The sequence below is a fragment of the Hymenobacter sp. YIM 151858-1 genome, from assembly GCF_025979705.1.
Lineage (GTDB): Bacteria > Bacteroidota > Bacteroidia > Cytophagales > Hymenobacteraceae > Solirubrum.
Genome location: NZ_CP110136.1, coordinates 2,820,464 through 2,835,153 on the forward strand (window position 1 = coordinate 2,820,464; position 14,690 = coordinate 2,835,153).

General features: G+C 63.3%; 11 protein-coding genes. 7 read left to right on the plus strand and 4 right to left on the minus strand.

The genetic code is table 11. The features are described from left to right. The first annotated feature begins 70 nt into the window (after positions 1–70). The gene (locus OIS50_RS12510; RefSeq protein ID WP_264690973.1) at positions 71–1,378 is read left to right on the plus strand and encodes a UDP-N-acetylmuramoyl-tripeptide--D-alanyl-D-alanine ligase; all 1,308 of its coding nucleotides are present in this window, start codon (positions 71–73) and stop codon (positions 1,376–1,378) included. Between the two features lie 172 nt (positions 1,379–1,550). Here the strand turns inward: OIS50_RS12510 and rfbC are convergent, their stop codons facing one another. The 3 genes from rfbC to OIS50_RS12525 all read right to left on the minus strand — a co-directional run bounded on the left by rfbC (position 1,551) and on the right by OIS50_RS12525 (position 4,244). Next, positions 1,551–2,096 carry a dTDP-4-dehydrorhamnose 3,5-epimerase gene (gene rfbC, locus OIS50_RS12515; RefSeq protein WP_264690974.1) on the minus strand — a complete coding sequence of 182 codons (546 nt, stop codon included), beginning with the start codon at positions 2,094–2,096 and terminating at the stop codon, positions 1,551–1,553. Between the two features lie 57 nt (positions 2,097–2,153). After that, the gene (locus tag OIS50_RS12520) at positions 2,154–3,296 is read right to left on the minus strand and encodes a glycosyltransferase family 4 protein (RefSeq protein ID WP_264690975.1); all 1,143 of its coding nucleotides are present in this window, start codon (positions 3,294–3,296) and stop codon (positions 2,154–2,156) included. 189 nt (positions 3,297–3,485) lie between these two features. Then, the gene (locus OIS50_RS12525) at positions 3,486–4,244 is read right to left on the minus strand and encodes a hypothetical protein (RefSeq protein ID WP_264690976.1); all 759 of its coding nucleotides are present in this window, start codon (positions 4,242–4,244) and stop codon (positions 3,486–3,488) included. 302 nt (positions 4,245–4,546) lie between these two features. Here OIS50_RS12525 and OIS50_RS12530 point away from each other — a divergent pair, with 302 nt between their 5' ends. The 6 genes from OIS50_RS12530 to ppk1 all read left to right on the plus strand — a co-directional run bounded on the left by OIS50_RS12530 (position 4,547) and on the right by ppk1 (position 13,250). Next, positions 4,547–4,978 carry a c-type cytochrome gene (locus OIS50_RS12530; RefSeq protein ID WP_264690977.1) on the plus strand — a complete coding sequence of 144 codons (432 nt, stop codon included), beginning with the start codon at positions 4,547–4,549 and terminating at the stop codon, positions 4,976–4,978. Between the two features lie 112 nt (positions 4,979–5,090). Next, entirely contained in the window at positions 5,091–6,455 is a 1,365-nt protein-coding gene (gene hflX / locus OIS50_RS12535) for a GTPase HflX (RefSeq protein WP_264690978.1), read from the plus strand. 254 nt (positions 6,456–6,709) lie between these two features. Beyond that, the gene (locus OIS50_RS12540; RefSeq protein ID WP_264690979.1) at positions 6,710–7,942 is read left to right on the plus strand and encodes a M43 family zinc metalloprotease; all 1,233 of its coding nucleotides are present in this window, start codon (positions 6,710–6,712) and stop codon (positions 7,940–7,942) included. 370 nt (positions 7,943–8,312) lie between these two features. Continuing rightward, positions 8,313–10,040, plus strand: a complete 1,728-nt coding sequence (locus OIS50_RS12545) for a GEVED domain-containing protein (protein ID WP_319805294.1) — start codon at positions 8,313–8,315, stop codon at positions 10,038–10,040. A gap of 516 nt (positions 10,041–10,556) precedes the next feature. Next, positions 10,557–11,057 carry a SixA phosphatase family protein gene (locus OIS50_RS12555; protein ID WP_264690980.1) on the plus strand — a complete coding sequence of 167 codons (501 nt, stop codon included), beginning with the start codon at positions 10,557–10,559 and terminating at the stop codon, positions 11,055–11,057. A 102-nt stretch (positions 11,058–11,159) separates the two neighbouring features. Then, positions 11,160–13,250 (plus strand): polyphosphate kinase 1, encoded by a 2,091-nt coding sequence (gene ppk1 / locus OIS50_RS12560; RefSeq protein WP_264690981.1) that lies wholly within the window; start codon positions 11,160–11,162, stop codon positions 13,248–13,250. A gap of 268 nt (positions 13,251–13,518) precedes the next feature. Here ppk1 and OIS50_RS12565 read toward each other — a convergent pair whose 3' ends face one another. Next, positions 13,519–14,637: a hypothetical protein gene (locus tag OIS50_RS12565; RefSeq protein WP_264690982.1), complete on the minus strand. Its 1,119-nt coding sequence runs from the start codon at positions 14,635–14,637 to the stop codon at positions 13,519–13,521. Positions 14,638–14,690 lie beyond the last annotated feature (53 nt).

Here is a 14,690-nt window from a genome sequence, read left to right on the forward strand (position 1 = left end):
AGAACGAGCACAAACAAATAACAAAATTTGCTGCCGGGGTTCTTCGCCCCGCTACGTTTAATCCTGCCGTATGTCGCTTTCTGCCATCTCCGACCTTTACGCCCGCTTTCAGCAGTGCCGTGCCGTGAGCACCGACACGCGCCAGCCGCAAGATGGCACCTTGTTTTTTGCCCTGAACGGCCCCTCGTTCCGGGGCGCCGCCTTTGCCCCGCAGGCCCTCGAAAAAGGCGCCTTGTTTGCCGTGGTTGATGATGCCGCCCTGGCCGCCACCAACCCCGAGCGTTATTGCTACGCCCCCGATACCCTGCTGGCCCTGCAGCAATTGGCCCTGCACCACCGCCGCCAGCTGGGCAGCATGCCCGTGGTGGCCATTACCGGCTCAAACGGCAAAACCACTACCAAGGAGCTGCTGCACGCCGTGCTCAGCCGCCGCTACCGCGTGCAGTACACGCGCGGCAACCTCAACAACCACATCGGCGTGCCGCTTACGCTGCTCACCATCCGGCCCGAAGCGCACGATTTGGCCGTGGTAGAAATGGGCGCCAACCACCAGGGCGAAATCGATAGTTACTGCCAGTACGCCGAGCCCACGCACGGCCTCATCACCAACATCGGCAAAGCCCACCTCGAGGGCTTCGGCGGCCTGGAGGGCGTGGCCAAGGGCAAAAGCGAGCTGTTTCGGTACTTAGGGGCGCGCGGCGGCACCGTGTTCGTGAACACCGCCGATGCCCGCTTGCCCGAGCTAGGCGCGCCCGTGGCCAACCGCATTACGTACCCCGGCCCCACCGACACCTACCCGGCCGAGCTGCTGGCCGCCGCTCCCCACGTAAGCATGCGCTTGTTCGACGGCACGCCCGTGGAAGCCGCCATTACCGGGGCTTACAACTTCCTGAATCTGGCCGCCGCTGCCGCCGTGGGCGCGCACTTTGGCGTGCCCTCGGCCGATATTGCCGCCGCCCTCGCCGCCTACGACCCCACCAACAACCGCTCGCAGCTGGTGCGTACCGAGCGGCGCAACGAGGTAATTCTGGACGCTTACAACGCCAACCCCAGCAGCATGGCCGCCGCCATTGCCAGCCTGGCCGCACGCCCCGGCGAGGCCACCCACAAAGTAGCCCTGCTGGGCGATATGTTCGAGCTGGGGCCCGAAAGCGAAACCGAGCACCGCGCCCTAGGTGAGCTGCTGGCCCAGCAGTCGTTCGGCACTGTGCTGCTGGTGGGCCACGACATGCAGCACGCCGTGCGCCCCGGTTTCCGCCACTTCGCTACCAAAGCCGAAGCCGCCGAGTGGCTGGGCCAAAACCCGCCGGCCGGCCGCCAGATACTGGTAAAAGGCTCGCGCGGCATGGGCCTCGAAACCCTGATGGGGCTGCTGTAGCGCTGAGTGGCGCGGCGGCCATCCGGAACCGCGCCGCTTAGCCATAATCCCAACGACCACGCCCGCACGGTTTCGTGCGGGCGTGGTCGTTAGGGTGCTTTTTTTAGGCGATATAGACGCGGCCCCGGATTAGCGCTGGAGGCGCCGGCGCCGAGTGCCGCTCAGCGCTACATTAAAACGGCGAGTCGAAATTGGCCAGTAGCGGGTGCACCTCGTCTTTGGGCGAAATACCAGGGTTTTCTACCCCCCAGTCAATGCCTAGCTGCGGGTCGTTCCACATCAGCCCGCCTTCGGCGGCGGGGTGGTAGTAGTTCGAGCACTTGTAGAGGAAAATGGTATCGTCTTCGAGAGCCAGAAAGCCGTGCGCGAAGCCCGTGGGCACGTACAGCATGTTGGCCCGCTGGGCATCGAGCAGCACCTTGGTGTGCTGGCCGTAGGTAGGCGAGTCGCGGCGGATATCCACCACCACATCGAGGGCGCGGCCTTTGGCTACGCGCACCAGCTTGGCCTGGGCATACGGAGGGCGCTGAAAATGCAGCCCGCGCAGCACCCCCGCCGCCGACGACGACTGGTTGTCCTGCACCCAATCTTCCTGAATACCGGCTTTTTCGGCCAGCAAACGGGCGCTAAACGATTCGAAAAAGGCGCCGCGGGCATCGCCGAAAACACGCGGAACAAGCTCGACCACGCCAGCCAGCGGGTGCTTAATTACTTCCATCGGGGGCAGAATACAGGAGTCGGTAAATACAGGGGCTCGTACGTACGCAGCGGCAAGTTAGGCAGTTTGCCGCGCGCCTTGGCGCCGCAGGCCCACTTCGTTTACTATGTTAAGGTATTTCTGAAGTACGATGCGCTCGTCGAATTTCTGCTCGGCCAGCTGGCGCGAGGCCTCGCCCATGCGGCGCAGCTCGGCATCGGGCAGGCGCAGCACCTGCAGCATCTTGGCCCCTAGGTCGTCGGCCGAGCGCACCTGGCAGAGGTAGCCGTTGCGGCCGTCCACCACGGTTTCGCGGCAGCCGGGCACATCGGTAGTAACCAGGGGCTTGCCCATGGCGGCGGCTTCGAGCAGGGTTTTGGGGGTGCCTTCGCGGTACGAGGGCAGCACCACGCAATCAGCCTGCCGGATGTGGGCGGGCACGTCGTCGGAGGTGCCGAGGTACTCCACGTGGCCGGCCTGCAGCCACTGCTCCAGCACGGCCCGCTTTACGCCCACGCCCCCCGACTCGTCGATGCCACCCAGCAGCTGAAAGCGGGTACCGGGCACTTGCGCGCGCACCTGCCGGGCGGCCTCGAAGTACTCCTCCACGCCCTTCTCGTAGAGCACGCGGGCAATCATCAGAAACACAAACGGCTCGTGGCGCACAGGCGCGGCGGCGTCGGGCCGGTACTTATCCACATCGATGCCGGAACCGGGCAGCAAATCGGTTATTTCCTGGCGCACCAGCCCGTGCTGCAGAAACAGCTGCCGGTCGTCGTCGTTCTGGAAAAACACGCGCTTCGGAAACCGAAACGCGAAGCGGTACAGCCCCAGGGCCACCTTGCTCACGAGGTTCTTCACGATGAACACCGTGCCCAGGCCCGATACGTTGTTCACGCTGGGTACGCCCGCCAGCCGGGCCGCCAGCGTGCCGTAAATATTGGGCTTGATGGTGTACTGCAGCACCACATCGGGCCGCTCGCGGCGGTAGATGTCGTAGAAACGCTTGGTGAGCAGGGCGTCTTTCAGGGGGTTGGTGCCCTTGTTTTCCATGGCAATGGGCACGTAGCGGCAGCCCAGCTCGGTTTCGAGCCGGGCGGAGTAGGCGTCGGGCGGGGCTATGGCCAGCACCTCGTGGCCGGCCGCCTGCAGGGCCCGCACCAGGTTGCGCCGGAAGTTCCAGATATTCCAGCTGGTATTGATAACGATGGCAACACGCATAAAAAAGCCGGCGCTAGGGGGCGCCGGTTTGCAAAGGTAGGCAGTTTGGGCTTGAGCGGTGGCCCTGAAACGCAGGGCGCGGCGCCGGGTTGCCGCCGGGGCGGGGCCTGGGATTATAACCTCCGGGCTATGGGCGGGCGCGGGTTAGGCTCGTGCCAAGCTTGCGCCGGTTGCGGCAAGGATTAAAGGTTACCTGCCGAAGCAATAATGCACCGTCACCTGACGGAGCAGTTGCAAGTGAAAATCCCAAGTGTTCTGCCGGTAAAGAGGGTTGCCGTTGATAGTCTGTATATACGCCTCATTGGTATCCGTCCTTACTCTTTTAGCGCTGCCGTCTGTCCGAAAACTGGTGTAGGAACCCACCACAGCCGCTTCGGCGCTGGCGTAGAGCCAGGGGGCGAAGTAAAAGCGCAGGGCGGCGAAAGGCCGCAGAAAGGCCGTGCGGTTAGTGAAAGTAAATTCCTCTTGTTCGTACACGGGCACGGGGTTGCCGCTGGCGTCGCGGATGCCGGTGTTGCCCGTGTTGAAGCTGAGGCGGTAGCGGTGCTCGCGCCGGTAGCCGGCCCCCGCGTCGGCCCCGGCGGCCGCCTGCCAGCGGCGGCCCAGCGGGCGCGCCCACTCCAGGCCCGCGCTCAGCTCCAGGGCAGCGGTGCGGTAGTCGAAGTCGTCGTTGACGGTGGGCCAGTACGGGTCGTCGCGGCGCGCGCGCTGGTAGCTGCCCGCCGCGCCCAGGCGCAGGTAGCGCCGCCCGGCGCCGAGCCGGCGCTTGTAGAGCAGGCCCACGGGCAGGCTGCGGTTGCCGGTGAAAAACTTGTCGAGCCGGGGCGCGGCCGTCAGGCCCAGCTCGTGGCGGGGCGGGCGGGCGGCGCTGGAGTCGGGGGCCTGGGCGCGGGCCGCGGCGGCGCCGGCCAGCAGCGCCAGGGATAAGCGAAAGGAAGTCGTGCGCATGGGCAACTTTAAGGGTATGGCGGCGTTTGCGGGTAGCTTGGCCGTAAGCAGCCGCAAACCTGCCACGCCCAGGCCCCTCCAAGCAAGGAAGAAAGCGCGCGCGGTGTGACATCCAATTCGGCCGGTTTTGGCTGCGCTTTGCACAAACAGCTCAACAATACGTACCTGATGGCCATACGCTTGCCATTGCCCGATTACTTGCAGGGCATGCCTGACAAGACCCGGTTTGTGACGGCATTCCGCACCGAAAAACCTGCACCCCGCGCCGGTTTCCGTATTTTCGCCAACTCACCCCGCTGCGTATGCCTACCCACCCCACCCGCCTGCCCCGGGCTGCCCGTTTTGCATTGTTTGCTGCTGCCCACACCCGGCGCCTGCGCGGCGCGGCGGGGCTGCTGGCCCTGGCCGCCCTAGGTGCCTGCTCCGACAACACCCCGCCGGCAGCCGGCAGCCCCGAGGCCGCCGGCCCGCCCGCGCCCGCCGCGGCGGCACCCGCCGAAACTGCCCTGGCCGACGCCGGCAAAACCCTGTTTCTGCAAAACTGCGCCCTCTGCCACGGCGAAAACGGCAAGCTGGGCCTCAACGGCGCCCGCGACCTGACCCGAAGCAACCTCAACCAAACGGGCCGCGAGTACATCGTAACCCACGGCCTGGGCAAGATGCCCAGCTTCAAGGGCCAGCTCACGCCCGAGCAGATTTCGCAGGTGGTGGCCTACTCCCTTACCTTGCGCTAGCCCCGCGGCACCTAGGGCCGCCCGCGCGGCGGCCGTTGCCGTATACCTAGGGCCGGAGCCTGCCGCGCGGCGGGCTTCCGCTTTTCCTGCACTCCCGAACCCGCAACCTTTTATGGGCAACCCCTCTTCCAAACGCCGCCAAAACAGCACCCGCCACCCCGGCGCCACCGACTCGGTGAAGGGACGGGCGGGCCGTATTCTGGCCAAAGGCAACAAAACCGCCACTTACGAAACCGCCCTGGAGGCCGAGAAAGCCGTGCTGGTGGCCGTACCCGATAAGCGCGAAGACGACGCCATCATTACCGAGTCGCTCGACGAGTTGGCGTTTCTGACGGAAACCGCCGGCACCGTACCCATCAAGCGCTTCGTGCAAAAGCTCGAAAAGCCCGACATCCGCACGTTTGTGGGCTCGGGCAAGCTCGAAGAAATCCGGGCCTACGTGCAGCACGCCGGCGCCACCACCGTCATCTTCGACGACGACCTCTCGCCCTCGCAGCTGCGCAACCTGGAAAAGGAGCTGAAGGTGAAAATCCTCGACCGCACGCTGCTGATTCTGGACATCTTCGCGCTGCGCGCCAAAACCGCTACCGCCCGCACCCAGGTTGAGCTGGCTCAGTACCAGTACCTGCTGCCCCGCCTCACGGGCCTCTGGACGCACTTGGAGCGCCAGCGCGGCGGCGTGGGCATGCGCGGCCCCGGCGAACGGGAAATTGAAACCGACCGCCGCGTGGTGCGCGACCGGATTTCCTTGCTGAAGGAGCAGCTCAAGGACTTTGATAAGCAAAGCCAGACGCAGCGCAAGGCGCGCACCGGCATTGTGCGCGTGGCCCTGGTGGGCTACACCAACGTGGGCAAAAGCACCCTGATGAACCTGCTGAGCCGCGCCGACGTGTTTGCCGAAAACAAGCTGTTCGCCACCGTCGACTCGACGGTGCGCAAGGTGGTGCTCGAGAACGTGCCGTTTCTGCTGTCCGACACCGTTGGGTTTATCCGGAAGCTGCCCACGCGCCTGATCGAGAGCTTTAAATCGACGCTCGACGAGATTCGCGAAGCCGATTTGCTGCTGCACGTGGTGGATATTTCGCACCCCATGTTCGAGGAGCACATTCAGGTCGTCAACGACACGCTCAAGGACATTGGCGCTGTGGACAAGCGCACGATTCTGGTGTTCAACAAGATCGACCAGTACAGCACCGATGTGGACCTGGCCCAGCACCTGCACGACGTAGAGCCCGACCACGACGAGGACGTGGTAACGCGCGAGGAGCACCAGCAGCGCCCCACGCTGGAGCAGCTGCGCAGCTCCTACATGGCCCGCCTGCACGATCCGGTCATCTTCGTGTCGGCGCAGGAGCGCGTCAACATCGACGAGCTGCGCGACATGGTGGCCCGCCACGTGCGCACCCTGTACGAGCAGCAGTACCCCGGCCACCCGCCCTTCGCCGACTTATCGGCGTACACGGCCGAAACCGAATAGTCTTACTATCAGGCTTGTGCACGAGCCGCTGCCCTGGGGCAGCGGCTCGTTTGTTTTGGCCCGGCACCTAGGGCGAGCTGCCGCGTGGCGGGGTGTTAAACATTTTAACACTCGCCAAAAAAGTTTAACCATCTATAAAACAGTTATATCCTATTTTTCTAATTAAAAATTTCTTAACCTATTCTTTGCATTGGTGTAAAATACTCGTCTATTGATAGCCTACTTTCTCACTTCCCCAAACAAAACACCTGTTTATGAAGAAAACCCTCTACGCAATTGCCCTGATGGGCTTGGCTTTCGGGACCTCGTTGACGGCTGCTGCGCAAGGCACCCGCGATAAAGAAGTGCGCCAGCCCGTAGTGCGCGGCGGCGCCGACGAACTGCCGGAACGCTCGTGCGCCTCGATGGACGTGCTGGCCGCCCAAATGGCCGCCGACCCTTCGCTGGGCCAGCGCATGGCCAATATCGAAGCCCATACGCGCTCCTTCGTGGCCAATGCCGCCGGCCGCCGCACCACCGCCACCACGCCCATCACCATTCCGGTGGTAGTGCACGTGGTATACAACACGGCTGCCCAAAACGTATCGGACCAGGCAATTGCCAACCAGATTGCGGTACTGAACCAGGACTTCGGCAAAACCAACGCCGATGCCAGCCTGACGCCCAGCCTGTACGCCGGCGTGGCCTCGGCCGTGAACGTGCGCTTTTCGCTGCAGCAGGTAGTGCGCCGCCAAACCCGCACTACCTCGTTCAGCAGCAACGATGCCGTGAAGATTACGAAGCGCGGCGGCAGCGACCCGGTTTCGCCCGATAAGTACCTGAACCTGTGGGTGTGCAACCTGGGCGGCGGCCTGCTGGGCTACGCCCAGTTCCCTGGCGGCGCCCCCGCTACCGATGGCGTGGTGGTGCTGTTCTCGTCGTTGCCCGGCGGTACGGCGGCCAACTACAACCTAGGGCGCACCGCTACCCACGAGGTGGGCCACTGGCTGAACCTGCGCCACATTTGGGGCGATGCCACCTGCGGCAACGACTTTGTAGGCGATACGCCCACGCAGCAAACCAGCAACGGCGGCTGCCCGGCTTTCCCCAAAATCACCTGCAACAACCAGGGTGATATGTCGATGAACTACATGGACTACACCTACGACAAGTGCATGTACATGTTTACGGCGGGCCAGGCAGCCCGCATGGAGGCTGTATTTGCCACCGGCGGTCCGCGCGCGGCAATGGCTGCGGCCAGCACCACGGCCGGCGTAACCAAAACCTCGGTGTACCCCAACCCGGCCACCGACGTGCTGAACATCGGCGTGCGCACCTCTGAGCGCGCCACCGTTACCGTGTACGACATCCACGGCCAGGTAATGCGCGGTGCCCGTTTCGACGCCACCACCGGCCAGGTAAACGTAGAGGGCCTGAACAAAGGCCTGTACCGCGTAACCATCGCCGATGGCCAGCAGGTAACGCAGCAAAGCTTCGTGAAGGAGTAAGCGCAAGCCCACAACCGGCACAAAACACAAGAGCCCGTCCTGAACTCAGGGCGGGCTCTTACGTGGCGTTAAGCCATCAGAAAATGATCCTGCGCAGCCGCGCTGGCAAAGCAAACGACTGATTTACAGGTAAAATAACAAAGTAAAACAAATACTTTGCTAAGTGCAATTCTCAACTTTCGCCAGCAAAAATACAGGATTGCATCTGTAAAACCTCGTCGGTAAGCTGCCCGGGGGCCGGTTTTTGTCAATTTTAAAAATTTGACAACAAACAGTTGCGTTTGTCTAGTCAAATTTCATAATTGTCGGCCCTAATTTTCGATTCTCTTATTTCTCTGCCCCTCTTTCTCCACAACCAAACCCCTTTTTCATGAAGAAAACCCTTTACGCTGCACTGGCCTGCCTGGGCCTATTCGCATCGGGAGCAAAAGCACAGACGACGCCGGTTCGTCAGTGCGCTACCATGGAAAACCTGGCCGCTCAACTAGCCGCCGACCCCACGCTGGCGCAGCGCCGGGCCGCTATCGAGGCCCAAACGGAGGCGTTTGCGGCCCGCCCGCAAACCACGGCCCAACGCGGCACTGCCGTTACGGTAACCATTCCGGTGGTGGTGCACGTGTTGTACAACACCACCGCCCAGAACATTTCGGATGCCCAGATTCAGTCGCAGATTGCGGTGCTGAACGAGGACTTCCGTAAGCTGAACGCCGACGTATCGAAAGTGCCGGCTGCATTTGCAGGCCTGGCCGCCGACGCCGGTATTCAGTTTACGCTCGCCAAGCAAGACCCCAACGGCAACCCCACCACGGGCATCCAGCGCAAGCAAACCACGAAAACCTCGTGGGGCACCGACGACCAGATGAAGAGCACGACCACGGGCGGCCTCAATGCCTGGCCCGCTGGCAAGTACCTGAACCTGTGGGTGTGCAACCTGTCGGGCGGCGTGCTGGGCTACGCGCAGTTCCCCGGTGGCCCGGCTGCTACCGATGGCGTGGTAATCCTGACGACGGCTTTCGGCAAGGGCGGCTCGGCCACCGCGCCGTTTAACCTGGGCCGCACCGGCACGCACGAAGTAGGCCACTGGCTGAACCTGAACCACATTTGGGGCGACGACAACGGCGCCTGCACCGGCACCGACAACGTTTCGGACACGCCCAACCAGGGTGGCCAGAACTACGGCTGCCCCACCTTCCCGAAGGCTTCGTGCTCGAACGGCCCGAACGGCGACATGTTCATGAACTACATGGACTACACCGACGACGCCTGCATGTACATGTTCAGCACGGGCCAGTCGTCGCGCATGAACGCGCTGTTTGCTACCGGTGGTGCGCGTGCTTCGCTGCTCACCTCTACCGGCGGCACGGCCCCCGGCACCACGCCTACTCCCACCACGCCCACGTACTGCGCCTCCAAGGGCAACAGCGTAGGCTACGAGTGGGTTGACCTGGTACAGCTCGGCTCGATCAACCGCTCGTCGGGTGCCAACGCAGGTTACTACAACGGCACGGCCCTGAGCACCTCGGTGGCAGCCGGCTCTACGCAAACCATCTACTACTCAGCCGGTTTCAGCGGCTCGGCTTACACCGAGTACTGGAAGATCTACATCGACTACAACCAGGACGGCGACTTCACCGACTCGGGCGAACTGGTAGCCAGCCGCTCGAGCAGCAGCAGCTCTACCCTGAGCGCCAGCTTTACGGTGCCCACCACGGCCAAAAGCGGCGCCACCCGCCTGCGCGTGGTGATGAGCGACAACTCGGCCACCACCAGCTGCAACACCTACAGCTACGGCGAAACCGAGGACTACACCGTCAACATCACGGGCGGCCTGCGTACCTCGGCCCCCAGCGCGGCTACTGCTGCCGACTACAAGCTGTTCCCGAACCCGGCTGCCGACGTGCTGAACCTGGTGCTGCCCGCCGAACACAGCCCCGCCAACGTGCAGGTAGAAGTGCTCGACGTACGCGGCGCGGCCATGAAACAAGTGCGCTACGATGGCTCGGGCATGCTGCAGGTACAAAGCCTGCCGGCCGGTGTGTACACCCTGCGCGTGCAGGACGGTGGCACCGTGGTGCACCAGCGCTTCGTGAAGCAGTAACCTGGGGCAACCGCCTAGGTTGCTCCCCTCCCCCGATAACCGATCAGCCCGCTTCGCCCTAGGTGAAGCGGGCTTTTTCGTGCCTGGCACCTAGGGGGATGTGTGGAAAGTGAGCGGAAAGGGCGTCCTGCTTCATCTGGCGTCCGCTTGTCGAAGCGAAGGAAGGCGTAAGCCAAGCATCTCTGCCGCTTCGTTTGAACGTCATGTCGAGCCCCGTCGAGACATCTCGCCGGATAGTATTGTCATCCTGAGCGTGAGCGAACCGAAGGAAGGCGTAGCCAAGGACCTTCTCACGTCAGGACCTCACCCCCCGGCCCCCTCTCCCGAAGAGAGGGGGAGTGTATGCTATCGGACGTCAGCACGCCAGATGCCTCGGCGGGGCTCGGCATGACAGTCAGAAAACCAGCCGAGCGCCTGTTGCACTTACTGCCGCGCTAACCCTAGGTGCTTCCGATAACTATTTTGCCGGGGCAGCAGTAAAGCAGAGTTGCACCCCCCGAAGCTCCTGCATTTCAGATGAAAACCCTGTACCTGATGCGCCACGCCAAGTCGAGTTGGAACTTCGACGGGCTGAGCGACAAAGAACGCCCCCTCAACGGCCGGGGCCGGGCCGATGCCCCGCAAATGGGGCAGGCACTGGCCACGCGCAACATCCGGCCCGATTTGCTGGTCAGCAGCCCGGCCGTGCGCGCCCTGAGCACCGCCGCCCTGGTGGCCAAGGAGCTGAACTACCCGCCCGATGGCATTCAGGTGATACCCGGCATTTACGAAGCCAACGCCGACCGCCTGCTCGACATTATTGCGGAGCTGCCCGACGAGGCCCGGAGCGTGCTGCTGGTGGGCCACAACCCTACCCTCACCGACACGGTAAACAGGCTGTCGGCGCACAGCGTGAACGACATGCCCACGGCCGCCGTGGTGTGCCTGCACTTTCATACCGACCACTGGGCCGAGGCGCACCGCACCAACTCCGAGTTCTATTTCTTCGATTACCCCAAGAACCACCACGATGAGTGAACCGCTGACCAGGTAAATGAGCGCCTGAGCGAAGCGGCCACGCTGCTGCCTTACTCGTTCGCCCGTTTCCGGCGTCGTGCATTCACGCATCGATCTTCTGCCATGCCGCACCCTGCTTCCTCTACCCCACCGCCCGCCGAACCTACCCTGCACAACCGCGAGCTAAGCTGGCTCACCTTTAATGCGCGGGTGCTGCAGGAGGCCCAATGCCCCGATGTGCCGCTGCTGGAGCGCCTGAAGTTTCTGGCCATCTTCTCCTCCAACCTCGACGAGTACTTTAAGGTGCGTGTGGCCACGCTGCGCCGCCTGCAAAAGCTTAAGCGCAAAACCCGCGCGAAGCTGGGCGACGACCCCACCGAGCAGCTGCAGCAGGTGCTGGAGGAGGTACGCCGGCAGCAAGAGCAGTTTGGGGCCACCTTTCGGGAGCAGCTGCTGCCCGAGCTGCACCGCCACCACATTCACCTGATTACGGAGCGCGACCTCGACGACGAGCAGCGCCACTGGGTGCACCACTACTTCCGCGAGCGGGTGCAGGATTTGCTTTCGCCCATGGTGCTCGACGACAACCTGCACTACCTGTTCTTGAAAGACCAGACCGTGTACCTCACGCTGTACCTCACGCAGCCCGCCAAAGGCAAAAAAGCCGAAGACGAGGAGCGCGTGCTGGTGATGGAGCTGCCCACCAAGCGCCACGGCGGGCGGTTTGTGGAGCTGCCCGCCCGCGGCGAGGAGCGCTACGTGATGTTTCTGGACGACGTAATCCGCACTTGCGCGGCCGAGCTGTTTCCGAAGTACCGCGCCGTGGAGGTGCACAGCATCAAGATTTCGCGCGATGCCGAGCTGGATATTCAGGAAGAAGTATCCGACAACGTGCTGGCCAAAATCAAGAGCAGCCTGAAAAAGCGCGAAACCGGCTACCCGGCCCGCCTGCTCTTCGACCCCGCCATGCCCAAGCCGGTGCTGCGCGCCATTATGCAGAAAACGGGCATCGGGCGCGAGGAGCTGGTGGAGGGCAGCCGCTACCACAACTTCCGCGACTTTTTCGGGTTTCCGGGGTTTGGGCTGAAGGAGCTGCAGTACGTGCCGCAGCCCACGCTGCCCCACCCCACGCTGCCGCGCAAAGACGACTCGCTGCTGGCGGCCATTGCCCGCCGCGACCACCTCATTCACTTCCCGTACCAGTCGTTCGACTACGTAACGCGGCTGCTGCGCGAGGCCGCCAAAGACCCCGACGTAACCGACGTATCCATTACGCTTTACCGCGTGGCCGACAAAAGCGCCGTGGCCAAAGCCCTGCTGAAAGCCGCCCAACACGGCAAGCGCGTAACGGTGGTGGTGGAGCTAAAGGCGCGCTTCGATGAAGAATCGAATATTCGTTGGGCCGAAAAGCTGGAGCGGGCCGGCGCTACCGTAATCTACGGGGCGCCCGAGCTGAAGGTGCACGCCAAGCTGCTGCTGATTACGCGGCAGGAAGCCGGCCACCCGCGCCAGTACGCCTACCTGAGCACCGGCAACTTCAACGAGGCTACCTCGCAGGTGTACGCCGACCACGGCTTGTTTACGGCCGATGCCCGGCTTACCACCGAGGCGGCGCGCCTGTTCGATTTCTTCCGCAACCACAAAGCTCCGGCGGCCTTCGAGCACCTGCTGGTAGCGCCGTTTGAGCTGCGGCAGCGCCTGCACCAGCTAATCGACGCCGAAATCAGCAACGCCGAAGCGGGCCAGGAAGCCTACATAATTCTGAAGCTGAACGCGCTGCAAGACGAGGAGATGATCCGGAAGCTGTACGCCGCCAGCCAGGCCGGCGTGCGCGTGGAGCTGCTCATCCGGGGCATTTCGTGCCTGGTGCCGGGGCAAGCCGGCCAAAGCGACAACATCACGCAGCGCGGCATCGTTGACCGCTACCTGGAGCACGCGCGGGTGTACGTATTCGCCAACGGCGGCCAGGAGAAGGTATACATCGCGTCGTCGGACTGGATGACGCGCAACCTCGACCGCCGCGTGGAAGTCGTGTTCCCCGTTTACGACCCCGAAATCAGGGAAGAGGTGCGCCACCTGCTCGATTTGCAGCGGCAGGACAATACCAAGTCGCGCGATTGGCAGAACGAGCTGCTGCGCGGCGCCACCCACGATAAACCCGTGCGGGCGCAGTTTGCCACCTACGAGTACCTGCGCAAAAAGCGGCGCAAGTAACCTAGGGAAGTGTAGCGCGGGCTTTAGCCCGCGTCCCCGGATAGTAATTTCTGACCTAGGGCGGAAGCGCGTGTAGCGCGGGCTTCAGCCCGCGTTTGCGTGAACGAAATCATTGGGGCGTTTGCCGTTCAATGGTAGTCGTGCTGGCAAACGCGGGCTGAAGCCCGCGCTACATTTCCCTAAGTCCAGAAATTACTACCCTGGGACGCGGACTACAACCGAAGGTCGGCGTAGCCAAAGTCCGCGCTACTGCGTGCTACACCGGCACCTAGGGCTGGCGGCCGAAGGCTTTTACGATGGCCGGGGTAATAAACAGCTCCAGGCTGCCGTAGGGCGCACCGGCAAACTTCGAGTCGATGATTTTGAGGCGGTCGGAGTTGGTGCGGTCGAAGGCGTCGAAGGCGTAGTTGTAGCGGTAGCCGGCTTCGGCGCCCAGCCACAGAAAATCGAAGATGGCCCGCTCCCACCGGCCGCGGAATTTTACTTCGGTTTCGCGCAGCTCCAGGGTGCGCAGGGCGCGGGTGTTGGGGTCGGGCTGCCCGTCGCTGGCCCGGCGGCTTAGCGGCGTACGCAGCTTGATGATGTAGTTGAAGCCATCGACGGTGTAGCCCGCGAAGAAGATAGAGTTGGGCGAAGCATTGTAGCGCATGGTTACGCGGGCCGGAAACAAGGCCTCGATACCCAGGCGCGGGTTGAAGGTGCGGTTGTAGAGCACGGCCGGGTACACGCTCTGGCGGCCAAAAGTGTAGCCCAGCTGCACCCCCACGCCCCACGAAAACGAGGGGCTGCGCTTCCAGCCGTACAAAAACTCCGACGACACCCGCAGGTAGTCGCGCAACGACAGGGCCGAGGAGGTGTAGTCGCCGCTCAGCTCACCCTTCACCCGGAAGATGTACCAGTTCACCTCGTTTACCGGCCGAATCACGGCCAGCTGGGCGCCCAGCGTCTTCAGGCCTTTATCCTCGATGTTGTCGTAGAGCTCGTACTCGGTGGGCGGGCTCCGGAACTGGAATTCCTCGCGCTCGTAGTTCACGCCCAAAATCATCTTCAGGTGCGGGTTGTTGAGCATCGGGATGTAGCCCTTGATGATGAGCCGTGCGTTCTTCTCGGCGTCGGTGGCGTAGTCGCGCAGGCCCACTACCTGGGCGCTCGATTCGGCCCGGAAGCGCGGCATGCGCTCGTAGTGGAATATTACGCCCTTGCTCGGGCCCATGCCCACCACCGAGGGCGTGGCAAACTCCTGCTCGTCGGTGGTAGAGTCGGGCTTGGCCGGCAAAGGGCGCGGGTACACCTGCCCCGGCGGCGTAATCTGGGCCTGGGCCGAAGCAGCGGCTAGCAGCAGCACCGCAACGGCGCCGCCGCAATGTGAAAGCAAACGTGAAGGCATGAGTAAAAGCGGCTAGAGTGGCCGATTGGTCGGAACAGGGGGCGCCGGCGGCG